Origin of the sequence: Agromyces albus (genome assembly GCF_030815405.1) — a bacterium.
Classification (GTDB): Bacteria; Actinomycetota; Actinomycetes; order Actinomycetales; family Microbacteriaceae; genus Agromyces; species Agromyces albus_A.
Map to the genome: position 1 here is coordinate 3,346,852 of NZ_JAUSWX010000001.1, position 23,747 is coordinate 3,370,598.

The following is a 23,747-nucleotide window of genomic DNA, read 5'->3' on the forward strand; positions in this document are numbered from 1 at the left end:
GAACCGCGGTGCCAACCATCGTCGTCGACGTGATGCCCAAGGCCGAGCTGCTCGACCCCCAGGGGAAGGCCCTCGCCGGCGCCCTCGCCCGCACCGGTCGCACGGGGTTCACCGGCGTGCGCATCGGCAAGCGCTTCGAGCTCACCGTCGATGGTCCGATCGACGACGACCTCAAGGCGAGCGTCAAGGAGATCGCCGAGGAGATCCTCTCGAACTCCGTGATCGAAGACGTCGTGGGCATCCACTACGAGCAGTCGAACGCCGAGCTCGCCGAAGAGGCCACGCACGCGGCATCCGAGACGCACGACGGGTACGTTGCGCCCGCCGGCGAGACGCACTGAGGAGACCGACCCATATGCGCATCGGCGTCATCACGTTCCCCGGCTCGCTCGACGACCGCGACGCGCAGCGTGCCGTGCGACTCGCGGGCGGCGAGCCCGTCGCCCTCTGGCACGGCTCGCACGACCTCGAGGGCGTCGACGCGCTCATCCTGCCGGGCGGCTTCAGCTACGGCGACTACCTGCGGGCCGGCGCGATCGCGAGCCTCTCGCCGATCATGAGCGAGGTCGTGGATGCCGCGAACAGCGGCATGCCCGTGCTCGGCATCTGCAACGGCTTCCAGATGCTCGCCGAGGCGCACCTGCTCGAGGGCGGACTCATCCGCAACGACCACGGCTCGTTCATCTGCCGCGACCAGGCGCTCTCGGTCGAGAACGCCGACACCGCCTGGACGAGCGAATTCGAGGCCGGCCAGCAGATCACGATCCCGCTGAAGAACGGCGAGGGCGGGTTCATCGCGTCAGATGACACGCTCGACCGGCTCGAGGGCGAAGGACGCGTGGTGTTCCGCTACGTCGACGTGAACCCCAACGGCTCGCTCCGCGACATCGCGGGCATCTCGAACGAACGCGGCAACGTCGTCGGGCTCATGCCGCACCCAGAGCACGCCGTCGAACCCGGCTTCGGACCCGACACGTCGCTCGCGATGCGCTCGGGCGTCGATGGGCTCGGGTTCTTCACGAGCGTCGTGCGCAAGGCGCTCGTCGAGGCGTAGCGGCCGCCAGCGTCAGTCTCTCGTCGCGGAGACCTGGTCGTCCGCCGACGGCGGGTTCACGACCGGGATCGCCTGCGTGAACTGGGCCGCCCACCGCGTCGGTCACCTGCAGCACCTTCGCCCGGCCGTCCCACAGGTCGGTGCGCTCGAGTATGGCGTCGAGTTGGTCGCGCATCGCCGCAGGGGAGACGCGCCAGTCGAGGTCGAGCTCGACCGACCCGAGGAGCCTTGCGAAGCGGTCGGCCGAGGCCAAGCAGATCCAGCCGATTGACAGGCGAGGCGGAGCGGCCGTGCAGCCGCCCCGCCCTGCCCCGTCAGAGCGTTCCGTCAGGCGTGGCGGTCGGCGTAGCACCCCGGGGCGTGATCAGCCCGGGCGCCGGTCACGTAGGACGCGGGCGCGCCGGGCACGACGCCCGACACGTACACGCCGGGTTCAGCGGGCGTGACGCCCGAGACGTAATGGCCCGATACGGGCCGAGGGGATCGCCCGGACGGCGAGGCGGGCGGGACCGCCGCCGCCGCGGGCTGGAGGTGGGCGTAGGCGTAGGCTGGAGCGGATCCGTGGTTCATCGGTGCTTCCTTGGTCGGGAGTTCGGGGATCTGGGTCGAGCGATGCCGGGGCTGCCACCCCGGCATCGCGTCTCCCCACCGGACGAGCACCCGAGTCGCGACATCCGCGCAACCCGGGCACCCGCCCGATGGGAGAGGTTCGGTGCGGACTACGCGGCGTCGTCCTCCTCGTCGGCCTCGGGCTGCTGGGGCGCGTCGGCGTTCACGCCGACGGCATACGCCGCACGAAGCGCGGCCCCGAGGCTGCCGTCGACGTTCGTCCAGTACTGGAAGAAGCGCTCGCGGATCTCGTCGATCGTGATCGCGCTGGCCTGGCCGGCGAGGGTCTGGAGCAAGCGGGCCTTGGCCGCGTCGTCATAGACCTCGCGGTAGAGCGTTCCGGGCTGGCCGAAGTCGCTGTCTTCCGAACGCAGGGTGTAGGCCGTGCGCACGAGCTCGCCGTCGCTCTCCCAGCCGCCCTCGGCCGCCCGGTCGGCGTCGGCCACGGGGCCGCCGAACGAGTTGGGCGCGTAGACCGGTGCGGTCGGCGAGTTGTAGTGGTGACGCTGGGCGCCGTCTTGCGAGTAGTTGTGCACGGATGCCGCGTGCGGCGCGTTCACCGGAATCTGGTTGTAGTTCGTGCCCACGCGGTAGCGCTGTGCGTCGGGGTAGGAGAACACACGGGCCATGAGCATCTTGTCGGGGCTGATCGCGATGCCCGGCACGGTGTTCGCCGGCGAGAAGGCGGCCTGCTCGATCTCGGCGAAGAAGTTCTGCGGGTTACGGTTCAGCGTGAGCGTGCCCACCTTGATGAGCGGGTAGTCGGCGTGCGGCCAGACCTTGGTGAGATCGAACGGGTTGAAGCGATACTGCTTCGCGTCGTCATAGGGCATGACCTGCACGTGCAGGTCCCACGCGGGGTGGTTGCCGGCCTCAATAGCGTCGTGCAGGTCGCGACGGTAGTAGTCGGCGTCGGCGCCGGCGATCGCCTCGGCGGTCTCGGCGTCGAGGTGCAGGTCGCCCTGCTGCGAACGGAAGTGGTACTTGACCCAGAACTTCTCGCCTGCGGCGTTGATCCACTCGTAGGTGTGCGAGCCGTAGCCCTGCATCTCGCGCCACGACTTGGGAAGCCCGCGGTCGCCCATGAGATACGTGACCTGGTGCGCGGACTCGGGCGAGAGGGTCCAGAAGTCCCACTGCATGTCGGCGTTGCGCAGGCCCGAACCCGGCAGTCGCTTCTGCGAGTGGATGAAGTCGGGGAACTTGATGGCGTCGCGGATGAAGAAGACCGGCGTGTTGTTGCCGACGATGTCGTAGTTGCCCTCGGTCGTGTAGAACTTCACCGAGAATCCACGCACGTCGCGCCAGGTGTCGGGCGAGCCCTGCTCTCCGGCCACGCTCGAGAAGCGCGCGAGGGTCTCGACGGTCGAGCCGGGCTGGAACACCGCAGCACGCGTGAAGGCCGAGACATCCGCCGTCACCTCGAAGGTGCCGAAGGCGCCGCCGCCCTTGGCGTGCACGATGCGCTCGGGAATTCGCTCGCGATTGAACTGCGCGAGCTTCTCGACGAGGTAGCGGTCGTGCAACACCGTGGCGCCGTCGGCGCCGACGGTCAGCGAGTGGGCGTCGCTCGCGACGGGAGTTCCCGTCTGCGTGGTCGTGTGTTCGGCCATTGCTTCCTTCTCTCTTCAGGGTGCGACTGCCGGTGTGACAGGTCGGCGGATGGACCGGCGCTGGTCGGCCGGTTCAGGGGCGGATCGGTCAGGTGAGGGCGCGGCAATCGGGGCACAGGCCCCAGAAGGTGACTTCGGCCGTCGCGATCTGGAACCCGTGGGTCTCGGACGGCGTGAGGCACGGAGCCTCGCCGACGACGCAGCCGACATCGACCACGGCGTTGCAACTCGTGCAGACGAGGTGGTGGTGGTTGTCGCCGATGCGGTTCTCGTAGAGTGCCGGCGACCCGGCCGGCTCGATCTTGCGCAAGAGGCCGGCACCGCTCAGCGCGGCGAGCACGCCGTAGACCGTCTGCAGCGACGTGCTGGGCAGCTCGCGCGAGACACGGCGGAAGATCTCATCGGCATCGACGTGCTCACCGATCTCGATCGCGCCGAATACCGCGAGCCTCGGCTCGGTGACCTTGAGGCCGACTTCCCGCAGGTGGGCGGCTGCCTGCTCGCGGTCGGGAGCGACGTCGGTCAACATGCCGTCACAGTAGCAGTTGTTTTGAGTTACTCAAAACAACTGAGGGAACCTCCGTCTCCGGTGGTTGCGTAGCGCCGGGCGCAGGCCGGTGCGTATCGAATCCACGAGGCACGCGCGGCATGATGGACCAATGACCGACCCGCTGACGCCTGAGCCCCTCACGCCCGAGCCCGAGTCCGCCATCCGTCAGATCTTCGACCGCCGTGACCGCGACGACATGCAGCCGACGATCGACGCGTTCCTCGCGCTCCTCGCCGCGCACCCGGGTCACCCCGAGGTGCTCTACGAGGTGGGCGGCTCGTACGACACGGCGGGCGAGGAGCAGACGGCGCTCGGCTACTACGAGGCCGCGATGGCGGCCGGCCTCTCGGGCGAATCGCTGCGGAAGTGCCTCATGCAATACGGCAGCACGCTGCGCATCCTCGGCCGCTACGACGAGTCGCTCGTGGCGCTCGACCGGGCGCGCGCCGAGTATCCCGACTCCGCCTCGGTGCGGGCGTTCCACGCCCTCGCCCTCCACGCGGCGGGCCGCAGCGACGGCGCCGTGGGCGAGTTGCTCGAGCTCGTGGCCGACGGCATGCGGATTCCCGATGTGCAGCGCTACGAGGCGGCGCTGCGCGGCAACGCGGCCTACCTCACGCAGCTCGACGAGGAGCGCCCGGCGGGCTGAGGTCGGCGGGCCGCGGCATCCGCTGGCCGCATTCGCCCTGTTCAGTACTGCAGCAGCGAGAAGATCTCGTAGCGGTCGCCGAGCGCCGCGCGACCGCCGAGGGCCGTGAGCTCGAGGGCGACCGAGATGCCCGCGACCTGCCAACCCGCGCGTTCGACGAGACGCGCCGCAGCCGCGACCGTGCCGCCGGTGGCGAGCACGTCGTCGACGATGAGCACCCGGGCTCCGGGAGCGAGCTCGCCCTCGTGTACCTCGAGGCCGGCGGTGCCGTACTCGAGGTCGTAGCTCTCGCTCAGGACAGCGCGCGGCAGCTTGCCCGTCTTGCGCACGGTGAGCACGCCCGCACCGCAGAGCGCCGACGCAGCACCGGCCAGCAGGAAGCCTCGAGCCTCGACGCCGCCGAGGTCGTCGAATCGACCTTCGAACGGTGCCGTGAGCGCCGCGGCGAGCGCACGGAACGCCGACCCATCGGCGAACACCGGCGGTCTGCTCCTGCGAGGATTGACGAACGCGAACGACGACCCCTGGAGCATCCGTGTCACCGAAGCGCCTCTACCGCATCCTCGCCTTCGCCGAGGCCGTGACCTGGACGATCCTCATCGTCGCGATGATCCTGAAGTACGCGGCCGGCATCGACGCCGCGGTGCTCGTGGGCGGGTCGATCCACGGATTCGTGTTCCTCGCGTACGCGTTCTCGGCGGTGCTCGTCGGCGTGAACCAGCGCTGGAGCATCGGCCTCGTCGCCGTCGCCGTGGCCACCGCGGTCGTTCCGTACGCGACCGTTCCCTTCGACCTGTGGCTCGTTCGCCGCGGCCGCCTCGAGGGAGGCTGGCGCCACGAGCGCACCGACCACCCCGCCGACGGCAACTGGGTGAACGCGCTGTTGCGCTGGTTCCTCGCGCGTCCGGTGCTGCTGACCGTGGTCGCCGCGCTCGGCATCGCTGCCGTGTTCACGACGTTGCTCGTTATCGGCCCGCCCGGCGGCCGCGAGGCATGAGCGAGCGGATGCCGCGGCCGCAGCCGCAGCATCCGGAGTCACCGCCGCGGCGCGACATCCGGCACCATTGATGGCATGCCCATCCTGAACAAGGACATGTCGGTCTGCATCTCGCTCGCCGGCCGCCCGTCGAACCTCGGTACGCGCTTCCACAACTTCCTCTACGACGAGCTCGGCCTGAACTTCATCTACAAGGCCTTCACGACCGACGATCTCGAGGGTGCCGTGCGCGGCATCCGTGCGCTCGGGATCCGCGGATGCTCCGTCTCGATGCCGTTCAAGGAGGCCGTCATCCCACTCGTCGACGAAATCGAGCCGTCTGCTGCGGCGATCGAGTCGGTGAACACGATCGTGAACGACGGCGGCAGGCTCACGGCCTCGAACACCGACTACGAGGCGATCGCGGCGCTCGTCGCCGAGCACGGGCTCGATCCGGCGTCGCGCGTGCTCGTGCGCGGCTCGGGCGGCATGGCGAAGGCGGTCGTCGCGGCGTTCCGCGGCGCCGAGTTCTCGGAGGTCACGGTCGTGGCGCGCAATGCTGACGCCGGGCCCGCGCTCGCGGCGAAGTACGGGTACGAGTGGGTCGCCGACGACCCGGCGCCGTCGTTCGACGTCATCGTGAACGTCACCCCGATCGGGATGCACGGCACCGACGCCCAAGCCCAGGCCTTCTCGCCTGAGTTCATCGAGCGCGCCTCGACGGTGTTCGACGTCGTGGCGTTCCCCGCGGAGACGCCGCTCGTGACCGCCGCCCGCGCGGCCGGCAAGCGCGTGATCTCGGGGGCCGAGGTCATCGCGCTGCAGGCAGCACGCCAGTTCGAGCGGTACACGGGCGTGCCGCTCACGCGCGAGCAGGTGGAGCGCGCGTCGGTGTTCTCCCGCGCGGAGTAGGGCAGACGATCGCGTCCTCACGTGGGAGTAACCGCGTTGCGCTGGAGGCAGCGAATTCGTTCACTCCGGCGCGACACGATCCTCTGCGTGGTCTGCGGCTACTGCGGGGAGCGGGGAGCGGGCAGCCGGGAGGCCACTCGTCGCCGCCCGGTAGACTTGCACGGTCAGGCATCCGCCCGCGGCATCCGCCTCGCCGCCCTTCTCTGGAGTTCGCCACCTGTGACCGTTCAGACTCCCGCCACGACTCCTGCGCCCGCGACGACCCGGCTCGACACCGTCGAGGTCGCCGCGACCACGCCCGAGAAGGAGCAGCCGTACGCCGCGCTCGGGCTGAAGCCCGACGAGTACGAGCGCATCCGCAACATCCTGGGTCGCCGGCCCACGAGCGCCGAGCTCGCGATGTACTCGGTCATGTGGAGCGAGCACTGCTCCTACAAGTCGAGCAAGATCTACCTTCGCCAGTTCGGCAAGAAGGTCACGCCCGAGATGAAGAAGAACCTCATGGTGGGCATGGGCGAGAACGCCGGCGTCATCGACATCGGTGAGGGCTGGGCGGTCACCTTCAAGATCGAGAGCCACAACCACCCGAGCTACATCGAGCCGTTCCAGGGCGCGGCCACGGGCGTCGGCGGCATCGTGCGCGACATCATCTCGATGGGCGCTCGCCCCGTCGCCGTGATGGACGCGCTTCGCTTCGGCGCGATCGACCACCCCGACACGGCGCGCGTCGTGCACGGCGTCGTGAGCGGCATCAGCTTCTACGGCAACTGCCTCGGCCTGCCGAACATCGGCGGCGAGACCTGGTTCGACCCGATCTACCAGGCGAACCCCCTCGTGAACGCCCTCGCCGTGGGCGTGATGCGCCACGAAGACCTCCACCTCGCCAACGCGAAGGGCGCCGGCAACAAGGTCGTGCTCTTCGGCGCCCGCACCGGCGGCGACGGCATCGGCGGCGCATCCATCCTCGCGTCCGACACCTTCGCCGAGGGCGGCCCCACGAAGCGCCCCGCCGTACAGGTCGGCGACCCCTTCGCCGAGAAGGTGCTCATCGAGTGCTGCCTCGAGCTCTTCGCGGGCGACCTCGTCGAGGGCATCCAAGACCTCGGCGCCGCCGGCATCTCGTGCGCGACCTCCGAGCTCGCGAGCAACGGCGACGGCGGCATGGCGATCGTGCTCGACGACGTGCTCCTGCGCGACCCCACACTGACGCCTGAAGAGATCCTCATGAGCGAGAGCCAGGAGCGCATGATGGCGATCGTGCGCCCCGAGAAGCTCGACGGCTTCCTCGAGGTCGTGAAGAAGTGGGACGTCGAGACGAGCGTGCTCGGCGAGGTCACCACCACCGGCCGCTTGTCGATCATGTGGCGCGGCGAGGAGATCGTGAACGTCGACCCGCGCACCGTCGCCGTCGACGGCCCCGTGTACGAGCGGCCCGTCAGCTACCCCACGTGGATCGACGCGCTGCAGGCCGACACCGCCGCGAACCTCGACCGCCCCGCCTCCCCCGACGAGATTCGCGAGCAGTTCCTGCGGCTCGTGGGCTCGGCGAACCAGGCGGACGCCGCGTGGGTCACGAGCCAGTACGACAAGTACGTGCTCGGCAACACGGCACTCAGCTACCCCGATGACGCGGGCATGGTGCGCGTCGACGAAGAGTCGGGGCTCGGCGTCTCCATCGCCACCGACGCGAACGGCCGTTACTCGCAGCTCGACCCGCGGCAGGGAGCGAAGCTCGCCCTCGCCGAGGCGTATCGCAACGTCGCCGTCACGGGCGCCGTGCCGGCCGCGGTTTCCGATTGCCTGAACTTCGGCTCCCCCGAGAACCCCGAGGTCATGTGGCAGTTCTCCGAGACCGTCGAGGGATTGAGCGACGGATGCCTCGAGCTCGGCATCCCCGTCACCGGCGGCAACGTCTCCTTCTACAACCAGACCGGTGACCTGCCGATCCACCCGACGCCGGTCATCGCCGTGCTCGGCGTCATCGACGACGTGGCTCGCCGCGTTCCGAGCGGCTGGCAGGACGACGGCCACAACATCTACCTGCTCGGCGACACCCGCGCCGAGCTCGACGGCTCCGCGTGGGCGGGCCTCGTGCACGACCACCTCGGCGGCCACCCGCCGCTCGTCGACCTCGCCGGCGAGCAGCGCCTCGCGGGTCTGCTCAACGCCGCGGCGGTCGAGGGCCTCATCGACTCGGCCCACGACCTCTCCGACGGCGGCCTCGCGATCGCCCTCGCCGAAGCCGTCTCGCGATTCGGCGTCGGCGCCCGTGTCGTGCTCGACGAGATCGTCCAAGACGCTGGCATCGACGCCGCGACCGCGCTCTTCTCCGAGTCGGCCGGCCGCGTCATCGTCACCGTGCCGCGCGAAGACGACGTGAAGTTCCGCGGCCTCTGCGACGGCCGCAACTACCCCGTGCGCCGCATCGGCGTGACCGATGCCACTTCGGGCGCGCTCGAGGTGCAGGGCCTCTTCACGGTGAGCATCGACGAACTGCGCGGCGCGAACCGTGCGACCCTCTCCGACGCGTTCGGCCCGGTCGTCGGGTACTGAGCGAGCGGATGCCGCGACCGTGACCGTCTCCGATGGCGTCTCCTACACCGAGGAGTACGCCGCGTCGCACGGTCGGTTCTCGCTGATCCCTGCGGTCTACGTCGTGCTCCGTCGTGGCGACGAGGTGCTCCTCCAGCTCCGCCGCGGCACCGGGTACTTCGACGAGCACTGGGCGTGCGGCGCAGCCGGGCACGTCGAGCAGGGCGAGTCGTTGCTCACGGCGGCGGTTCGCGAGACGCGTGAGGAGCTCGGCGTCGACGTCGACCCGGCGTCGCTCACGACCCTTACCGTCATGCACCGCACCGGCGGCGGGCCGGAGCGCCGAGCCCGAGCCATCGAGGAGCGCCTCGATGTGTTCTTCTCCGCCAGCGCCTGGGTCGGCGAGCCGAGCCCGCTCGAAGACAAGGCCGCCGATCTCGGCTGGTTCCCGCTCGACGCACTGCCCGAACCGGTCGTGCCGCACGAGCTCGCCGTACTCGATGCCCTTCGCCTCGGCACACTCGCCCCGATCACCCCCTACGGGTTCTGAGGTCGGTGCAGGAGCAGGAGGTCGGCGGCGCCGAGACGGGCACTCCCGGCGAACGCTGAAGGCAGCCGCCGAGCTGCCGGCTTCACGCTCCGGACGGCGGGTTCACGAGCAGGTCGACCCGATCGGCGAGGTAGCGTTCGAGCGGCGTGAGCGCGTCGGGTTGCGCGGCGCTCCAGCGCACGAACACCTCGCCCGAGTCGAGCACGAGAGGGTCGGATGCCTCGGCGAGCGCCGTCGCGTCGAGCTCGATCGGGCGCGCATCGAAGTTCACCGTCTCGCCCTCGGCGAAGCCTCCGGCCACGGCGGCGGCCCGGTACGCCCGCTGCTCGGCGACGGCGTTCGCCGTGATGCTCCGCCGCGCGGGCCGCTCGGCGCGGGTCACCCGCCCGGCGGCGAAAAGCGCCCCGTCGGTTGTGAGCAGCAGCGCACCGAGGCGCCACACTCGTCCGATCGGCGTCATGCGTGCCCGACGGGGAATGCCGAACACCCGGCGCTCGGGCACGAACTCGGCGAGCGCCTCGTCGCGCGTGCCGCACCGAGCTCGGCGGCGGCGCGTGCCACGAGCTCACGTGCGCGAGCCGCGGCGACGTCATCGAGGTCGCGCTCCGGCATGCTCCGAGCCTACGTCGGGTCAGCGCGAGCGCGACACGAGCTCGAGGAGTGCGAGCCCGTAGGCCTCAGCGACATCCGGATGCTCGAACCGCTTGTGCTCGTCGCCGAGCTCGATCTCGACCTCGAACGCGTCGTCGAGCCGCCGCAGCGTGCGGAACGTCGATCGGAGCAGCTCGCGCAACTGGTCTTCGCGCGGCAGCCACACGGCGTCGCCGAGGGAGACGGAGTCGAGCGCCCATTCGGTCGTGCCGTTGAACCCGAGGATCGTACCGGTGGGGTAGCGATGCGCCTCGATCGTCATGTCGCTCACCGTGAACACGTCGGCCTCGACCTCGGGCTCCACGTCGCCCGGCAGGTCGAGCTGGAACCGATCGCCCGATTCGGGACGCCACACGAGCCCGGCATCCCGCAGCGCGATCGCGAGCTCGCGACTGATCACGGAGTGCGGGTCTCCGACAGCGGCTGCATCTGGTCGCTGTAAGTCGCGTTCGCGAGGATCGGCATATGGTCGGACGATCCGCGCTTGAGCGTCTCGATGCCACTGATGTCGAAGCCGACGGAGGTCGCGAGGTCGAAGTGCCCGCGGAAGAACTTGTAGCGCGTGTAGGTGCGCTTGTCGCTGAGGGTGAGCTCGTAACCGGAGTCGCGCACCTTCTCGCCGAGGTTGTCCTTGAAGATCGGGTAGTTGTAGTCGCCGACCATGAGCGTCGGCAGGCCGGGGCCGAGCAGCTGCAGCTCCCCGAGCGCCGTCTTGATCTGGTGACGGCGCAGCGAGTTGAGCGCCGTGAGCGGCGCCGCGTGGAACGAGGCGACGATGAGCTCGCGCTCGGCCTGGAGGTCGAACAGCCGCACCCCGACGAGCCGCTCATGCGCCGGCCGGAACAGGTGGTCGTGCAGCGACTTCTTCAGCACGAACGCCTGCACCTTCTCGGCACGGAAGAGGTCGGCGCGATAGTAGACGGCGAGGCCGAGGCGGTTCTTCATCGTCGCGTTCGCGAGTTGCAGCGAGTGGATGTGCTGCGGCAGTTCACGAGTGTCGCATTCCTGTAAGCACAGGATGTCGGGCGCATAGTGCTCGGCAAGCCCGACGAGTTCGCCGCTGGCCCGGTGCTTTCGAAGGTTGTAGCTGATCACTCTCATGTAGGCACCAGCCTATGTGGCCCGGCCCCCGACATGCGCGGACTCACAGCGATTTACGACCCGGCGCGACACCGACGCGCACGTGCCGTCCGCCGGCGGCCTCGAGCAGGGCCGCGTCGAGTTCGGCGAGCGGATGCGTCGCACCGACGAGCTCCTCGAACGGCAGCGTGCGCCACGTGCGCTCGAGGAACCTCACGGCGCGGGCCAGCTGCTCGCCGGTGGCGCCGTGCACCGATGTGACGGTCACGAGGCGGCGCACGAGCGACCCGGGATCGAGGCACAGCTCCGAGCCCGGCGCCGAGCTGCCGGCGAGCACCACGATTCCGCCGACGCCGACGGTCGAGATGGCGGTCGACGCCGCCGCCGTGGTGCCGGACGTCTCGATCGCGACGAGCGGCTCGCCGATCCCCCGTGCGGCGAAGCGCGCGAGGGTCGCGTCGAGGAGATCGGGCGATCCTGCACGGGCACCCGGGTCGACTGCGACGGCGCCAAGTCGTCGCGCGAACGACCGGCGGGCGGCATCCGGATCCGACACGATCACCTCGGCGTCGGCGTCGAGGGCCATCGCGGCGACGGTGAGCCCGGTCATGCCGCCGTCGGTGACGAGCACGAGTACGCCGTCGAGGTCGACCCGAGCGGATGCCGCGTCGAGGGCGGCCACGGCCGTCGCCGTCGCGCAGGGGGCTGGGGCCGCGACCGTGGCCGGCATGTTCTCGCTCACGCGCACGATCGCCGTGCCCGACCGCAGCTGCACGTGCGTGGCGAAGCTCCCCGAGAGCTCCCAGCCGCGGTGCACGCGCTCGTGGCCGTACTTCGAGAGCGAGCGGCAGCTCTGGGTGAGCCCGCGGAGGCACCGGTCGCACTCGCCGCAGCTGACCGCGATCGACCACACCACGCGGTCGCCGAGCTCGAGCGGCGAGCCGTCGGCACGCACGGCGCCCTCCCCGACCGCGACGACGCGTCCGACCTGTTCATGTCCGAGCACGAGGGGCGCGGCCGCGGGGCGATCGCCGCGCACCGTGCGCACGTCGGAGCCGCAGATCGTCGCGAGCTCGACCTCGACGAGGGCATCGCCGGGCGCGAGTCGCACGCCCGGAGCGGCGAGCGCCTCGTGCGGCCGACCGGGCACGCTCCATACGAGCGCGACGGGCGATGGCTTGACGATGATGTCGAGGTCGCCAACTCGCACTACAGTGTGCACGAATGCCCCCTACTGGAATGCCGTTGGTATGACCGCTCACGCTACTGAGCGGTCGCCAACAGTGCGCCAATGCGCGGTTGCCGGAGCATGAACCGCGGGCGTCTGCCGGAGGCGCCGGTCAGCGGGGCCGGATGCGAGCGGGGCCGAGTGCCGCCCCGAGGCCCACCACGATGACACCGACGACGAGGAACCCCAAGCGTCCGGTGACGATCGCCACGACGACGAGCACGATGCCCACCGCCACGACGACCCGGGCGAGGAGGAGCCGTATGCGCGCCGAGCGTGGCCGCGTCATCCGCCGACCGCGAAGACCGAGTCGGTCGCCTGCTCGGCGAAGCTCCAGAACTGCGCACCGATCTCGGCGTCGGTCGAAGTGCGCGTGGGCGTGTGCAGCGCCGGGGGACCTTTGGTCAGGTACCGCGGCCCCCAGAACTGGCCGCCGTTCGCCACGGGCGACGTCATCGCGTGCAGCACGACCTCGGCGCCGCGGTGCTTGCCCTGCGCCCACGCCGCCTGCAGCGAGTCGGCGAACCGGGTTCCCGTCGTGGGCTCGTTGACGCCGGGCACGCGCGGCGTGCGGCCGCTGATCGAGTAGCCGGGGTGCGCGACGAGGCTCGACACGGACGCGCCGGCGGCCCGCAGCCGGCGATCGAGCTCGAACGCGAACACCTGGCCGGCGATCTTGGACTGCGCGTAGGCCCGCCAGAAGTCGTAGCCGAGGGTCAGGTGCAGGTCGTTCATGCGGAACGTGCTGAGCATCGACGCGAGCGAACCGAGCCCGACGATGCGCGCGCCCGGCGCGAGGTGCGGGAGCAACTGCGAGAGGAGGGCGAAGTTGCCGAGCACGTTGGTGGCGAGCACGAGCTCGTTGCCGTCGACCGACTCGAGCCGCTGCCTCGGCGCGTGCACGAGGCCGGCGTTCGCCACGACGCCGTCGAGCGGCGGCCCGCCGATGAGCCGGTCGGCTCCCACGCGCACCGAGTCGAGCGACGACTGGTCGATGACGATGGACTCGACGGATGCCGCGGGCACCATGCCGCGGATCGCGGACGTCGCCGCCTCGAGCCGCTCGGGGCTGCGTCCGCTCAGCACGACGTGGGCGCCCGCTCCGGCGAGCCGGGCCGACGTGAAGAACCCGATGCCCGCGTTCGCACCCGTCACGAGGTAGCGCCGCCCGGCTTGGGACGGCAGGACGAGCGGGTACCAGCTCACAGTCCGGCCGCGTCGCCGTTCGCCTCGCCGGCGAGCTCCTCGTGGTGCTGGATCACCTCGGCGACGACGAAGTTGAACCACTTCTCGGCGAAGGCCGGGTCGAGGTGCGCGTCGACGGCGAGCGCGCGGAGCCGCGCGATCTGCCGCTTCTCGCGATCGGGGTCGCTCGGCGGCAGCCCGTGCGCGGCCTTCAGCCGGCCCACCTGCTGCGTGAACTTGAACCGTTCGGCGAGCAGGTGGATGAGGGCGGCGTCGATGTTGTCGATGCTCGAGCGGATGCCGAGGAGCTCGCTCATCGCCGCATCCCGTTCGTCGAAGGCCCGATCAGTCATGCTTCGACCCTAACCCGCAGCGGCGCGCTCCAGCACAGGTCGGGTGGCGACGAGTCCGAGCCACACGATGCCGATCCCCGCCGCGAGCACCCCGGCGATGACGAGGAGCGAGACCGGGGCGACGATAAGAGCCGCGCCGGTGAGCGGCAGCATCACGATCGCGGCTGTCACGGCCGACCCGATCGCGGTGATGCGCAGGGGCGACATGACGGCACGGCGGCGCGCGGCATCCATCGTCCTCGTCGGCATGCCGAGCATGTCGAGACTGCGGTAGAGCTCGCCCCGGTCGAGGATGCCGGCGGCCTGGTTGACGCCCACCGAGCACGCGACCATGAGGAACGAGCCGATCACCGTGATGAGGATGCCGGTGCGGATGTCGGTCACGAGCACTCGCATCGCGGCATCCGAGTCCGACTCCAACGCCCCGAGCACCGAGACGCCGGCGCCTGCGAAGACCGCCATGAAGCTCGTCATCGCGACCCCGCCGACCTGCCGCCACGCGGCTTTCGGCGACTCGAGCACGGTGCGCGCCGCGAGGAGTCGCTGGGGCGTCTTCGCGCGCCCGGCCTGCCCGCGTGCGACGAGGCGGATGACCCACGGGCCGATGAGGTTCAGCACCGCGAGCGTTCCGCCGAAGCCGAGCACGAGCATCGCGAGGATCGCCATCGCCGTTGGCGCGACCTGGATCGCGCTCATCACGCCGAACGCGACGATGATGACGCCCACCCCGATCACGATGCGCAGCCAGTGCAGCTTCGGGGCATCCTGCTTCGTGCGCACGCCGAGCGGCGAGATCACCACTTGCCGAAGGCCGAGCACCGCGCTCACGGCGGCGAGCATCGCGACGCCGAACGGCATGGCGACGAGCGCCGGCCACGGCAGCAGCACGCCGGCGGCACCGAGCGCCTCGCCGCGGAACTCGATGAGCGCGAGCGCCGGCACGAGCGCGAGATGCACCGCCACGCCGAGCACGGCGCCGACGAGCGCGAGCACGGCCGACTCGATCACCGCGAGCGCCGACACCGTCGCGGGCGTCGCGCCGAGCAGCCGCAGCGTCGCGAGGCGGTCGTCGCGCCGGCGCGCCGAGAGCCGGGCGGCCGCGCCGCCGAGCGACACGAGCGGCACGACGAGCAGCACGAGCGCGATGACGGCGAGCGCCTGGTAGGTGAAGCCCATCTCGTCGGTCCAGCCCCAGAACGACTGCGCTCCCGCCGATGACGGTGAGCAGGAGCGCCGTCACGACGCCGAACGCCGTAACCGGCAGCGCCATGGCGGCGATCCCCGTGGAGCCCGGCCGGGCGAGCAGCCACGCGACCCGCGCGATCATGCCGGCACCCGCTCGGCCACGACCCGGCCGTCGCGCATGTCGACGATCCGCGAGCAGCGACTCGCGACGCCGGCGTCGTGCGTCACGAGCACGAGCGTGCGCCCCTGCCCGACGGTCGAGTCGAGGAGCGCCCCCATGACGTCGGACGACGTCGCCGAGTCGAGTGCACCGGTGGGCTCGTCGGCGAAGACGACGGATGCCCCGGTCACCTGAGCTCGCGCGATCGCGACGCGTTGCGCCTGGCCGCCCGAGAGCTGGCCGATGCGTCGCTGCTCCAGGCCGGCGAGGCCGAGTGCCGCGAGCCATCCGGCGCCGTACTCCTCGGCGCGGGCGCGCGGCATCCCGTTCAGCATGAGCGAGAGCGCGACGTTCTCGACCGCGGTGAGCTCCGGAATGAGGAGCCCCTGCTGGAAGACGAACCCGAACGCCTCGCGGCGCAGCCGGGAACGCTCGCGCTCGCTGAGCGCCATCACGTCGACCCGCCCGGCGCCGGAGTGGAAGCCGACCGTGCCGGCGTCGGGGCGAGTGATTCCTGCGAGGCAGTGCAGCAGCGTCGTCTTGCCCGAACCCGACGCGCCCATGATGGCGAGCGACTCGCCCTGGCGCACGGCGAGGTCGACGCCCGCGAGCGCGTGCGTCGACCCGAATGACTTGCTGAGGCCGGATGCCTCGATCACGAAGGAGCTCATGGTTCGAGACTGCCCGTGCTCGTGGAGCCGTCGCGTCGGGCTGGAGAGTGACTGCGCGGCGCCGGCGTCATCCTCGCGGATGACGTGCGACACGGATGCGGCGCGGCATCCGACCCCCATCGGATGCCGCGCCGCGGCCTGTGTGCCCGTGCACGTGCTCAGCGGGGCGTCGCCCGCCTGATGACAAGATACCCGGCTACGGCGAATACCGCGGCCATCGTGAGCACGAGTGTGAAGGCCCCGCCGAGTCCGAGGCTCCCGAACCACTCGAACACCGCCGGCCAGGCCTGGTTCAGCGTCACGAGGGCGACCGCCGCGAGGGCGAGCGCGATCGCGCCGAACGAGAGGATCATCATGCCGCGCATGCGCCAGCGCATGAAGACGGTCGTCACGGCCGCGCCGACGAAGAGCACGAGGAGCTGCATCGCGAAGGTCGCGTAGAAGTCGCCGAACCAGCTCGTCTGCCCGTACCAGAGCGCGTCGAACATACGGGTGCCGATCCACCAGCCGTCGGTCGCGATCTCGAGCTGCACGAGCGTCGCGATGGCCGCCGCGTTCAGCAGCGAGACGAGAGCGAACATGAGGCTCGTCCCGAGCCAGAAGTCACGACGCGTGGCGCCGAACCCGAGGGCGAACGAGAACGTCAGGCCCACGGCCTGCACGCCCACGACGACCAGGTACCACTGCGGCGACAGCACCGCCCAGCTGTATCGCATGCCGTCGCCGACGTCGTCGGGCTGGGCGCCCGAACCCGTGATGATGACCGCCAGCACCATGCTCACGGCCCAGGCGCCGCCGAGGATGAGCCACGGCACGCCGAAGAAGATCGAGGGGTTCACGGTGTGCAGGCGCACGATGCGCCAGATCTCGTGGGCTCGCGAGCGGGTCTCGGTGCGGACGAGCGGTTGCGCGGCGGTGGCGGTCATGCGGCGACCTCCTGTTCGGTCGAGTCGGCATCGAGCTCGGTGCCGGTGAGATGGACGATGAGCTGCTGGAGCGAGACGGGTGCGAGCTCGAGTCCGAGTTCAGCGGCCAGGATTCGGTCTCGCTGATCGAGTCGGCCGTCGATGGTGACGGATGCCAGCCCGCCGAGGGCTTCCTGCCCGATCACCGCTCGATCCGCGACGAACGATTCCACCGCAGCACGTGCACCGGCGACCGTCGTGGCGGAGCCGCGCACCTCATCGGCGTCGCGGTTCAGGATGATTCGGCCCTGGTCGATGAGGATCACGTGCTCGAGCAGTCTCGAGACCTCGTCGATCAGGTGGGTCGAGAGCACGATCGTGCGCGGGTGCTCGGCGTAGTCCGCGAGGAGGCGATCGTAGAAGACGTGCCGTGCGACTGCGTCGAGGTCGAGGTACGGCTCGTCGAAGAACGTGAGCTCCGCGCGGGAGGCGAGCCCCACGATCACGCCGACGGCGGAGAGCTGGCCGCGTGAGAGCTTCTTGATGCGGCGCTTCACCGGAAGGCGGAAGTCGGAGATGAGCTGCTCGGCGAACGCGGCGTCCCAGTTCTCGAAGAACCAAGGGGCCGACGTGAACACGTGCGCCGGGGTGAAGTCTTCGGGGTAGCGCTGCGACTCGGCGATGAAGCACATGCGGCGCAGCACGTCGGCGTGCTCGGCCGGAGTGCGACCGAACACCTCGAGCTCTCCGGCGTTCGGGAAGAGCTGGCCCGTGAGCATCTGCATGATGGTCGTCTTTCCGGCGCCGTTGCGCCCGAGGAGACCGTAGATGCGGTGCTCCTCGAGGGTGAAGTCCACCGCGTCGACGGCCGTGAAGGTGCCGTAGCGCTTGGTGAGTCCGCTTGCGCGGACCACGGTGCGGGTCATGATTCGATCCTTTCGGCGCGGAGGAGTCCCGCGAGTTCGTCGACGTCGATGCCGAGCTTCTCGGCTTCGACGATGAGCGGTCTGAGGTAGAGCGCCGCGAAGCCGGCGCGACGACGCTCGATGAGGCGCGCCCTGGCCCCCGGGGTCACGAACATGCCGATCCCCCGGCGTTTCGACACGATGCCATCGTCGACAAGACGATTCACCCCTTTCAGTGCGGTGGCCGGATTGATGCGGTAGAACGCGGCGAACTCATTGATCGAGGGGATCTGCGCGTCTTCGGCGAGCGTGCCCTCGATGATGTCGTTCTCGACCTGTTCTGCGATCTGGATGAAGATCGGACGTGAATCGTCCATGCCGGCCAATCGGTGTTCAGCTCGAGCGGGTCGAGCTTATTTGGTTAGTTACTTACGTAGCTAACCAACCATGTCGGGATGGCGCGTGTCAAGTGCGAGCGGAGAAGTTGCCGGCGAGCGCGTCAGATTGCGCCAATTCGGGCGCGCGAGTGGGCTCCCAGTGGCGGAAAGTGACGCGCTCGAGGTGGCGCGCGCGAGGGCAGCGAGAACGCGGCCGGGGTCAGGCGGCAGCGGGAACGCGGCGGCGCGGCATCCGGAGCCTGCCCTGCGCGAGCAGGATGCCGAGCAGCACGAGCACGGCGCCGACCGGCTCGTGCCAGGAGAACGTCTCGTCGAGGAGGAGCACGCCGAGGACGACGCCGACGACCGGCGTGACGTACGTCACCGTCGACGTGCCCGTGGGGCCCCACGCGCGCAGCACGTTGATGTTCCAGATGTAGGCGAGGCCCGTGCCGAGCACGCCGAGCGCGAGGAGGGAGCCCGTGATCGTCCAGTCGAGGTCGACCGGAGTCAGGGCGATCCACGGCGTGAGCGCGAGCATGACCACGGCCGAGACGCCGATCGAGAGGAACGCGAACGTCGCAGGCGCGATCGGCCGCTGGCTGAGGAAGCGACGCTGGTAGCCGAAGGTGAAGCCGTAGCAGGCGGTGGCGACGAGGCACGCGAGCTGCCCGGCGAGGCTGCCGGTGAGCGCCGAGTACTGCCACGGACCGATGACCACGAGCACCCCCACGATGCCGACGCCGACGCCGGCCCAACGGCCCAGCACGAGCCGCTCGACGCGGAACACGAGCGTGGCCATGATCGCCGTCATGATCGGCGTCGTCGCGTTGTAGATCGAGGCGAGGCTCGACGAGACGTACTGCTCGGCCCACGCGAACGCGAGATACGGGATCACGCACGTCGTGAGCGAGACGACGAGGAAGTGCAGCCACACGACGCGCTCACGGGGCAGCACCGGACCCGGCGTGCCGTCGGCCCGCGGCACGCGCGGACGCATGATGAGTACGATCACGCCGAGCGCGAGCGCACCGAGCAGGGTGCGCGACCACGCGACCTGGCCGAACGAGACGCCCTCCAACGACACTTTCATGAAGAGGAAGCTCGCACCCCACACGAGGCCCATCGCGAGGAACTGCGACCACGTCGACAGTCGCCCCGGGCGCTTCGATGCGGATGCCGGCGCAGTGACCTGTGGTGCCGTGGTGGTGCTCACCGGTCGAGCGTATGCCCCGCCACCGACAGGCGGGGAGCCTCCTGAAGGTACGTGTCCGGAATCCGCCGGACGTCGGCAGTCGCGGCCCGTTCTGGGGGTGGGGCGGAGCGGTCGGCCGCACGACCGCCTCCATAGGATCGGGGGCATGTCCTCGTCCACTACGCCGGCCACGCGCGCTTCCGCCGTCGCAGCCGTGGTACTCGGAGCGATCGTCGCCCTGGCCGGATGCGCCGCGAGCCCCGCCTCGACGCCCGCCGCGACCACCGCGAGCCCTCCCTCGACAGCGACCGCGACCGAATCGCCCGTCACGGTCGAGGAGCTCGGGGCCGGCGACAGCGAGGACGCCATCGACGTCGAGGTCGATGGCCCGGTCACCGTCACCTACCGCCGCATCACGCTCGAGCCCGGCGCGGGCACCGGCCTGCACTGCCATTACGGCCAGCTCATCGCGGTCGTCGAGTCCGGCGAGTTCACCCACCACGCCCCGGTCTACCCCGACGGGGTGCACGTCTACGAGGCGGGCGACACGATCGTGGAGGGCGCCTCGTACGTGCACAAGGGCATGAACCTGAGCGACGACGAGGTCGTGCTCCTCGTGACCTACGTCACCGCGGAGGGCAAGCCGCTCGCCGAGACCGACCTGGCCAACTGCGACCCCATCGACCCGGTGATCGAGTAGGCCGCGAAGCAGCCGTATCGAGTCCACCTGCACCCCTCTAGGCTGGGCCGATGACCAGCCATTTCGATGTCGTCGTCCTCGGCGCCGGGCCCGGCGGATACGTCGCCGCCGTCCGCGCCGCACAACTCGGCCTGCGCACCGCGGTGATCGAGGAGAAGTACTGGGGCGGGGTGTGCCTGAACATCGGATGCGTCCCGTCGAAGGCCCTGCTCCGCAACGCCGAGCTCGCCCACATCTTCCACGCGCAGGCCGCCACGTTCGGCATCTCAGGCGACGCGACGTTCGACTACGGCGTGGCATACGAGCGCAGCCGCCAGGTCGCAGAAGGTCGCGTCAAGGGCGTGCACTACCTCATGAAGAAGAACCAGATCACCGAGGTCGACGGTCGCGGCACGTTCCGCGATGCGAACACCATCGACGTGGCGAAAGCCGATGGGTCGACCGAGACCCTCACCTTCGACAACGCGATCATCGCGACCGGCTCGCGCGTGAAGCTCCTGCCCGGTGTCGAGCTCTCGCCGAACGTCGTCACCTACGACACGCAGATCATGGACCGCGACCTCCCGCGTTCGATCGCCGTCATCGGCGCCGGTGCGATCGGCATGGAGTTCGCATTCATCGTGCGCAACTTCGGCGTCGAGGTCACCATCATCGAGTTCCTCGACCGGGCGCTGCCGAACGAGGACGTCGACGTGTCGAAGGAGATCACGAAGCAGTACCGCAAGCTCGGCGTGCCGATCCTCACCTCGACGAAGGTGCAGACGGTCACCGACAACGGGACCTCCGTCACCGTGGCCTACACTGGCGCCGACGACCAGCCCGGTTCGCTCGAGGTCGACCGCGTGCTCATGGCGGTCGGCTTCGCACCGAACGTCGACGGCTTCGGCCTCGAGGCCACCGGCGTGCAACTCACCGATCGCGGCGCCATCGACATCGACGAGTTCATGCGCACGAGCGTCCCGCACATCTTCGCGATCGGCGACGTCACCGCGAAGCTCATGCTCGCGCACGTCGCCGAGGCGATGGGGGTCGTGGCGGCCGAGACGATCGGCGGCGCGGAGACCATGCCGCTCGGCGACTACCGCATGATGCCGCGAGCCACGTTCTGCGCGCCGCAGGTCGCGAGCTTCGGTCTCACCGAGCAGCAGGCGCGCGACGAGGGCTACGACGTGAAGGTCTCCACGTTCCCGTTCTCGGCGAACGCGAAGGCGCACGGACTCGGCGACCCGACGGGCTTCGTGAAGCTCGTCGCCGATGCGAAGCACCTCGAGCTGCTCGGCGGCCACCTCATCGGACCGGATGTCTCCGAGCTCCTGCCTGAACTCACCCTCGCCCAGAAGTGGGACCTCGGCGGCCTCGAGCTCGGCCGCAACGTGCACACGCATCCGACGCTCTCCGAGGCGTTGCAGGAGGCCTACCACGGCCTCGCGGGTCACATGATCAACATGTGACGGTGGTCGAGTCGACCACCGGTGAACAACAACGGGGGCGGATGCCGCAACGCGAAGTCGCGGCATCCGCCCCCGTCTGTTCGTTCGGCGCGGCATGGGCAGGCATTCCCGCCGCGCCGAAGTCTCTAGTGGCGCACCGCCTTCTCGGCGCCGACGCCAGTGAGGGAGCGCACCTCCATCTCCGACTGCTTCGCCGGGCTCTCGATGGTCTTGTCGAGCACCGTGCCGAGCCAGCCGAGGAAGAAGGCCAGCGGGATCGAGACGATGCCGGGGTTGGAGAGCGGGAAGATCGCGAAGTTGATCTCCTCGCTCTTCAGCATCGACGTCACGGAACCCGAGACGACCGGCGAGAAGGCGATGAGGAGGATCACCGACGCGAGTCCGCCGTACATGCTCCAGATGGCGCCCTGAGTGGTGAAGCGCTTCCAGAAGAGCGAGTACACGATCGTCGGCAGGTTCGCCGACGCCGCCACCGCGAACGCGAGCGCCACGAGGAACGCGACGTTCTGCCCGTTCGCCCCGATGCCGCCGATGATCGCGACGACGCCGATGATGACGACCGTGCGACGCGCCACCTTGACCTCGGCGCCGGCGGCCGGCTTGCCCTTCTTCACGACGCTCGCATAGATGTCGTGTGCGAAGGAGGCAGCTGCCGTGATCGTGAGGCCCGCGACGACCGCGAGGATCGTCGCGAACGCGATCGCCGAGATGAGGCCGAGCAGGAGCGGCCCGCCGAGCTCGAACGCGAGCAGCGGGGCCGCCGAGTTCGGGCCGCCGGGCGCCGCCGCGATGGCCTCGGGGCCGACGAGCGCCGCAGCACCGTAGCCGAGCACGAGCGTGAACACGTAGAAGATGCCGATGAGCCAGATCGCCCAGACGACGGACTTCCGGGCTTCCTTGGCGGTGGGCACAGTGTAGAAGCGCATGAGCACGTGCGGCAGTGCCGCGGTGCCGAGCACGAGGGCGAGACCGAGTGAGAGGAAGTCGACCTTCGCGACATCCGACACTCCGTACTTGATGCCCGGATTCAGGATCTCGGGGTTGCCCGAGATGGCGACCGCGTTGTCGAGGAGCGTCGAGAAGCTGAACCCGTTGATCGCGAGCACCCACACCGTCATGACGCCCGCACCCGCGATGAGGAGCACGGCCTTGATGATCTGCACCCAGGTCGTGCCCTTCATGCCGCCGATGAGCACGTAGAGGATCATGAGCGCGCCCACGACCGTGATGACGAGCGCCTGGCCGACCTGATCGCCCACGCCGAGGAGCAGCGAGACGAGCCCGCCGGCGCCGGCCATCTGCGCGAGCAGGTAGAAGAAGCACACGACGAGCGTCGTCGTCGCTGCCGCGATGCGCACCGGCCGCTGCTTGAGGCGGAACGAGAGCACGTCGGCCATCGTGAACTTGCCCGTGTTGCGGAGGAGCTCCGCCACGAGGAGCAGCGCGACGAGCCACGCCACGAGGAATCCGATCGAGTAGAGGAACCCGTCGTAGCCCGTGATCGCGATCGCGCCGACGATGCCGAGGAACGACGCCGCCGAGAGGTAGTCTCCCGCGATCGCAGAGCCGTTCTGGCCGCCCGTGAAGGAGCGTCCGGCGGCGTAGTAGTCGGCGGCGGTCTTGTTGTTGCGGCTCGCGCGGAACACGATGATCATCGTGATCGCGACGAACGCGCCGAAGATGGCGATGTTGAGCCACGGCTCGCCGGGCGAGGTCACGGGGGCGGCTTCGAAGGGTCGCATCAGCGGTTCACCCCTGCCTGGGATGCCGCGGCGGGCGTGCCGAGGCCATCGGTCTCGAGCTCATCGCGGATCTCCTCAGAGAGCGGGTCGAGCTTGCGGTTCGCGAAGCTCACGTACCAGGTCGTGACCGCGAACGTGGTGACGACCTGCGCGAGCCCGAGCAGGATCGCGACGTTGATGCTTCCGAACACGGGCGTCGACATGAAGTCGTGCGCGTAGCCGGCAAGCAGCACGTAGGCGAGGTACCAGACGAGGCACGCGCCGAGCACGGGGAAGACGAACCTCCGATGCGTGCGCCGGAGGGTCTGGAATTCTGCTGAATCTTGCACGGCGCGGTAGTCGACGTCGGGTGCCGTCGCAGTCTCCGCGCTCAGGGCATCATTGCCCATGGCGTCTCTCCTTCGAGATGTTCGAGAATGGCCTTCGAGGGGGTCGGCGGGCTTCCGCCGCGCCGCTGCATTGCGCAGTGCCAGCAGTCTCGCGCGCCCGCCCCGGGCGTAGGGGCCCGCACCGT

Annotated in this window: 29 protein-coding genes and 1 pseudogene; 9 read left to right on the top strand and 21 right to left on the bottom strand. The window is 69.8% G+C overall.

Annotated elements, in window-relative coordinates:
- Positions 1–8 precede the first annotated feature (8 nt).
- Entirely contained in the window at positions 9–341 is a 333-nt protein-coding gene (purS, locus tag QFZ29_RS15830) for a phosphoribosylformylglycinamidine synthase subunit PurS (protein WP_306894998.1), read from the top strand.
- 14 nt (positions 342–355) lie between these two features.
- Positions 356–1,054: a phosphoribosylformylglycinamidine synthase subunit PurQ gene (gene purQ / locus QFZ29_RS15835; protein ID WP_306894999.1), complete on the top strand. Its 699-nt coding sequence runs from the start codon at positions 356–358 to the stop codon at positions 1,052–1,054.
- Positions 1,055–1,133: 79 nt separating this feature from the next.
- Here the strand turns inward: purQ and QFZ29_RS15840 are convergent.
- The 4 genes and pseudogenes from QFZ29_RS15840 to QFZ29_RS15855 form a co-directional block, all read right to left on the bottom strand.
- Positions 1,134–1,286, bottom strand: a pseudogene (locus QFZ29_RS15840) (mechanosensitive ion channel family protein); the annotation flags it as partial.
- Positions 1,287–1,381: 95 nt separating this feature from the next.
- A complete protein-coding gene (locus QFZ29_RS15845; RefSeq protein ID WP_306895000.1) occupies positions 1,382–1,624 on the bottom strand; it encodes a hypothetical protein in 243 nt (80 codons plus the stop codon).
- Positions 1,625–1,773: 149 nt separating this feature from the next.
- A complete protein-coding gene (locus QFZ29_RS15850; protein ID WP_306895001.1) occupies positions 1,774–3,276 on the bottom strand; it encodes a catalase in 1,503 nt (500 codons plus the stop codon).
- Positions 3,277–3,364: 88 nt separating this feature from the next.
- Positions 3,365–3,805 (bottom strand): Fur family transcriptional regulator, encoded by a 441-nt coding sequence (locus tag QFZ29_RS15855; RefSeq protein WP_306895002.1) that lies wholly within the window; start codon positions 3,803–3,805, stop codon positions 3,365–3,367.
- A 130-nt stretch (positions 3,806–3,935) separates the two neighbouring features.
- On the opposite strand from QFZ29_RS15855, the gene QFZ29_RS15860 reads away from it, so the two are divergent.
- On the top strand, positions 3,936–4,475 hold the full coding sequence (locus QFZ29_RS15860; protein WP_306895003.1) for a tetratricopeptide repeat protein: 540 nt from the start codon (positions 3,936–3,938) through the stop codon (positions 4,473–4,475).
- A 41-nt stretch (positions 4,476–4,516) separates the two neighbouring features.
- Here the strand turns inward: QFZ29_RS15860 and QFZ29_RS15865 are convergent, their stop codons facing one another.
- Positions 4,517–5,008, bottom strand: a complete 492-nt coding sequence (locus QFZ29_RS15865) for an adenine phosphoribosyltransferase (RefSeq protein WP_306896761.1) — start codon at positions 5,006–5,008, stop codon at positions 4,517–4,519.
- Positions 5,009–5,010: 2 nt separating this feature from the next.
- Here QFZ29_RS15865 and QFZ29_RS15870 point away from each other — a divergent pair, with 2 nt between their 5' ends.
- From QFZ29_RS15870 to QFZ29_RS15885, 4 genes are all read left to right on the top strand, one after another.
- Positions 5,011–5,472: a DUF3817 domain-containing protein gene (locus QFZ29_RS15870; RefSeq protein WP_306895004.1), complete on the top strand. Its 462-nt coding sequence runs from the start codon at positions 5,011–5,013 to the stop codon at positions 5,470–5,472.
- 75 nt (positions 5,473–5,547) lie between these two features.
- A complete protein-coding gene (locus tag QFZ29_RS15875) occupies positions 5,548–6,363 on the top strand; it encodes a shikimate 5-dehydrogenase (RefSeq protein ID WP_306895005.1) in 816 nt (271 codons plus the stop codon).
- Positions 6,364–6,582: 219 nt separating this feature from the next.
- On the top strand, positions 6,583–8,916 hold the full coding sequence (gene purL / locus QFZ29_RS15880; protein WP_306895006.1) for a phosphoribosylformylglycinamidine synthase subunit PurL: 2,334 nt from the start codon (positions 6,583–6,585) through the stop codon (positions 8,914–8,916).
- Between the two features lie 19 nt (positions 8,917–8,935).
- Positions 8,936–9,445, top strand: a complete 510-nt coding sequence (locus QFZ29_RS15885) for an NUDIX hydrolase (RefSeq protein ID WP_306895007.1) — start codon at positions 8,936–8,938, stop codon at positions 9,443–9,445.
- Positions 9,446–9,527: 82 nt separating this feature from the next.
- On the opposite strand, the gene QFZ29_RS15890 is transcribed toward QFZ29_RS15885, so the two are convergent.
- From QFZ29_RS15890 to QFZ29_RS15955, 14 genes are all read right to left on the bottom strand, one after another.
- Positions 9,528–9,905 (bottom strand): glutaminase, encoded by a 378-nt coding sequence (locus tag QFZ29_RS15890; RefSeq protein ID WP_306895008.1) that lies wholly within the window; start codon positions 9,903–9,905, stop codon positions 9,528–9,530.
- A complete protein-coding gene (locus QFZ29_RS15895; protein ID WP_306895009.1) occupies positions 9,902–10,057 on the bottom strand; it encodes a hypothetical protein in 156 nt (51 codons plus the stop codon). Before QFZ29_RS15895 ends, QFZ29_RS15890 begins: the two co-directional genes overlap by 4 nt.
- 19 nt (positions 10,058–10,076) lie before the next feature.
- Positions 10,077–10,496: a pilus assembly protein CpaE gene (locus QFZ29_RS15900; protein ID WP_306895010.1), complete on the bottom strand. Its 420-nt coding sequence runs from the start codon at positions 10,494–10,496 to the stop codon at positions 10,077–10,079.
- Complete coding sequence (locus QFZ29_RS15905; RefSeq protein ID WP_306895011.1) at positions 10,493–11,197, bottom strand: endonuclease/exonuclease/phosphatase family protein; 705 nt, start codon at positions 11,195–11,197, stop codon at positions 10,493–10,495. The genes QFZ29_RS15900 and QFZ29_RS15905 overlap by 4 nt, the downstream gene beginning before the upstream one ends.
- Before the next feature lie 43 nt (positions 11,198–11,240).
- On the bottom strand, positions 11,241–12,398 hold the full coding sequence (locus tag QFZ29_RS15910; RefSeq protein ID WP_306895012.1) for an alcohol dehydrogenase catalytic domain-containing protein: 1,158 nt from the start codon (positions 12,396–12,398) through the stop codon (positions 11,241–11,243).
- Between the two features lie 118 nt (positions 12,399–12,516).
- On the bottom strand, positions 12,517–12,693 hold the full coding sequence (locus tag QFZ29_RS15915) for a hypothetical protein (RefSeq protein WP_306895013.1): 177 nt from the start codon (positions 12,691–12,693) through the stop codon (positions 12,517–12,519).
- Positions 12,690–13,610 carry an SDR family NAD(P)-dependent oxidoreductase gene (locus QFZ29_RS15920; RefSeq protein WP_306895014.1) on the bottom strand — a complete coding sequence of 307 codons (921 nt, stop codon included), beginning with the start codon at positions 13,608–13,610 and terminating at the stop codon, positions 12,690–12,692. Before QFZ29_RS15920 ends, QFZ29_RS15915 begins: the two co-directional genes overlap by 4 nt.
- Positions 13,607–13,942 carry a chorismate mutase gene (locus QFZ29_RS15925; RefSeq protein ID WP_306895015.1) on the bottom strand — a complete coding sequence of 112 codons (336 nt, stop codon included), beginning with the start codon at positions 13,940–13,942 and terminating at the stop codon, positions 13,607–13,609. The genes QFZ29_RS15920 and QFZ29_RS15925 overlap by 4 nt, the downstream gene beginning before the upstream one ends.
- A 9-nt stretch (positions 13,943–13,951) precedes the next feature.
- Entirely contained in the window at positions 13,952–15,118 is a 1,167-nt protein-coding gene (locus tag QFZ29_RS15930; protein ID WP_306895016.1) for an FtsX-like permease family protein, read from the bottom strand.
- 147 nt (positions 15,119–15,265) lie between these two features.
- Positions 15,266–15,958, bottom strand: coding sequence for an ABC transporter ATP-binding protein (locus QFZ29_RS15935; RefSeq protein ID WP_306895017.1), 693 nt, complete (start codon positions 15,956–15,958; stop codon positions 15,266–15,268).
- A 158-nt stretch (positions 15,959–16,116) separates the two neighbouring features.
- Positions 16,117–16,884, bottom strand: coding sequence for a hypothetical protein (locus tag QFZ29_RS15940; protein WP_306895018.1), 768 nt, complete (start codon positions 16,882–16,884; stop codon positions 16,117–16,119).
- The gene (locus tag QFZ29_RS15945; protein WP_306895019.1) at positions 16,881–17,789 is read right to left on the bottom strand and encodes an ABC transporter ATP-binding protein; all 909 of its coding nucleotides are present in this window, start codon (positions 17,787–17,789) and stop codon (positions 16,881–16,883) included. The genes QFZ29_RS15940 and QFZ29_RS15945 overlap by 4 nt, the downstream gene beginning before the upstream one ends.
- Entirely contained in the window at positions 17,786–18,145 is a 360-nt protein-coding gene (locus tag QFZ29_RS15950; RefSeq protein WP_306895020.1) for a GntR family transcriptional regulator, read from the bottom strand. The genes QFZ29_RS15945 and QFZ29_RS15950 overlap by 4 nt, the downstream gene beginning before the upstream one ends.
- 220 nt (positions 18,146–18,365) lie before the next feature.
- Positions 18,366–19,271, bottom strand: coding sequence for a DMT family transporter (locus QFZ29_RS15955; RefSeq protein ID WP_306896763.1), 906 nt, complete (start codon positions 19,269–19,271; stop codon positions 18,366–18,368).
- A 235-nt stretch (positions 19,272–19,506) separates the two neighbouring features.
- Between QFZ29_RS15955 and QFZ29_RS15960 the strand changes: the two genes are divergently transcribed.
- Together QFZ29_RS15960 and lpdA are read left to right on the top strand one after the other, a co-directional pair.
- Positions 19,507–20,040: a cupin domain-containing protein gene (locus QFZ29_RS15960; RefSeq protein ID WP_306895021.1), complete on the top strand. Its 534-nt coding sequence runs from the start codon at positions 19,507–19,509 to the stop codon at positions 20,038–20,040.
- A 50-nt stretch (positions 20,041–20,090) separates the two neighbouring features.
- Positions 20,091–21,491 carry a dihydrolipoyl dehydrogenase gene (gene lpdA / locus QFZ29_RS15965; protein WP_306895022.1) on the top strand — a complete coding sequence of 467 codons (1,401 nt, stop codon included), beginning with the start codon at positions 20,091–20,093 and terminating at the stop codon, positions 21,489–21,491.
- Between the two features lie 125 nt (positions 21,492–21,616).
- On the opposite strand, the gene QFZ29_RS15970 is transcribed toward lpdA, so the two are convergent.
- Together QFZ29_RS15970 and QFZ29_RS15975 are read right to left on the bottom strand one after the other, a co-directional pair.
- Positions 21,617–23,233 (bottom strand): solute symporter family protein, encoded by a 1,617-nt coding sequence (locus QFZ29_RS15970; protein ID WP_306895023.1) that lies wholly within the window; start codon positions 23,231–23,233, stop codon positions 21,617–21,619.
- Positions 23,233–23,622: a DUF485 domain-containing protein gene (locus tag QFZ29_RS15975; protein ID WP_306895024.1), complete on the bottom strand. Its 390-nt coding sequence runs from the start codon at positions 23,620–23,622 to the stop codon at positions 23,233–23,235. Before QFZ29_RS15975 ends, QFZ29_RS15970 begins: the two co-directional genes overlap by 1 nt.
- Between the last annotated feature and the right edge of the window lie 125 nt (positions 23,623–23,747).

Coding starts and splice junctions, on each gene's coding strand:
- purQ (WP_306894999.1), top strand. CDS start 356: ATGCGCATCGGCGTCATCACGTTCCCCGGCTCGCTCGACGACCGCGAC.
- QFZ29_RS15845 (WP_306895000.1), bottom strand. CDS start 1,624: ATGAACCACGGATCCGCTCCAGCCTACGCCTACGCCCACCTCCAGCCC.
- QFZ29_RS15850 (WP_306895001.1), bottom strand. CDS start 3,276: ATGGCCGAACACACGACCACGCAGACGGGAACTCCCGTCGCGAGCGAC.
- QFZ29_RS15855 (WP_306895002.1), bottom strand. CDS start 3,805: ATGTTGACCGACGTCGCTCCCGACCGCGAGCAGGCAGCCGCCCACCTG.
- QFZ29_RS15860 (WP_306895003.1), top strand. CDS start 3,936: ATGACCGACCCGCTGACGCCTGAGCCCCTCACGCCCGAGCCCGAGTCC.
- QFZ29_RS15865 (WP_306896761.1), bottom strand. CDS start 5,008: ATGCTCCAGGGGTCGTCGTTCGCGTTCGTCAATCCTCGCAGGAGCAGA.
- QFZ29_RS15875 (WP_306895005.1), top strand. CDS start 5,548: ATGCCCATCCTGAACAAGGACATGTCGGTCTGCATCTCGCTCGCCGGC.
- QFZ29_RS15890 (WP_306895008.1), bottom strand. CDS start 9,905: ATGACGCCGATCGGACGAGTGTGGCGCCTCGGTGCGCTGCTGCTCACA.
- QFZ29_RS15895 (WP_306895009.1), bottom strand. CDS start 10,057: ATGCCGGAGCGCGACCTCGATGACGTCGCCGCGGCTCGCGCACGTGAG.
- QFZ29_RS15905 (WP_306895011.1), bottom strand. CDS start 11,197: ATGAGAGTGATCAGCTACAACCTTCGAAAGCACCGGGCCAGCGGCGAA.
- QFZ29_RS15915 (WP_306895013.1), bottom strand. CDS start 12,693: ATGACGCGGCCACGCTCGGCGCGCATACGGCTCCTCCTCGCCCGGGTC.
- QFZ29_RS15925 (WP_306895015.1), bottom strand. CDS start 13,942: ATGACTGATCGGGCCTTCGACGAACGGGATGCGGCGATGAGCGAGCTC.
- QFZ29_RS15930 (WP_306895016.1), bottom strand. CDS start 15,118: ATGGGCTTCACCTACCAGGCGCTCGCCGTCATCGCGCTCGTGCTGCTC.
- QFZ29_RS15935 (WP_306895017.1), bottom strand. CDS start 15,958: ATGAGCTCCTTCGTGATCGAGGCATCCGGCCTCAGCAAGTCATTCGGG.
- QFZ29_RS15940 (WP_306895018.1), bottom strand. CDS start 16,884: ATGACCGCCACCGCCGCGCAACCGCTCGTCCGCACCGAGACCCGCTCG.
- QFZ29_RS15945 (WP_306895019.1), bottom strand. CDS start 17,789: ATGACCCGCACCGTGGTCCGCGCAAGCGGACTCACCAAGCGCTACGGC.
- QFZ29_RS15950 (WP_306895020.1), bottom strand. CDS start 18,145: ATGGACGATTCACGTCCGATCTTCATCCAGATCGCAGAACAGGTCGAG.
- QFZ29_RS15955 (WP_306896763.1), bottom strand. CDS start 19,271: ATGGGCCTCGTGTGGGGTGCGAGCTTCCTCTTCATGAAAGTGTCGTTG.
- QFZ29_RS15960 (WP_306895021.1), top strand. CDS start 19,507: ATGTCCTCGTCCACTACGCCGGCCACGCGCGCTTCCGCCGTCGCAGCC.
- lpdA (WP_306895022.1), top strand. CDS start 20,091: ATGACCAGCCATTTCGATGTCGTCGTCCTCGGCGCCGGGCCCGGCGGA.
- QFZ29_RS15970 (WP_306895023.1), bottom strand. CDS start 23,233: ATGCGACCCTTCGAAGCCGCCCCCGTGACCTCGCCCGGCGAGCCGTGG.
- QFZ29_RS15975 (WP_306895024.1), bottom strand. CDS start 23,622: ATGGGCAATGATGCCCTGAGCGCGGAGACTGCGACGGCACCCGACGTC.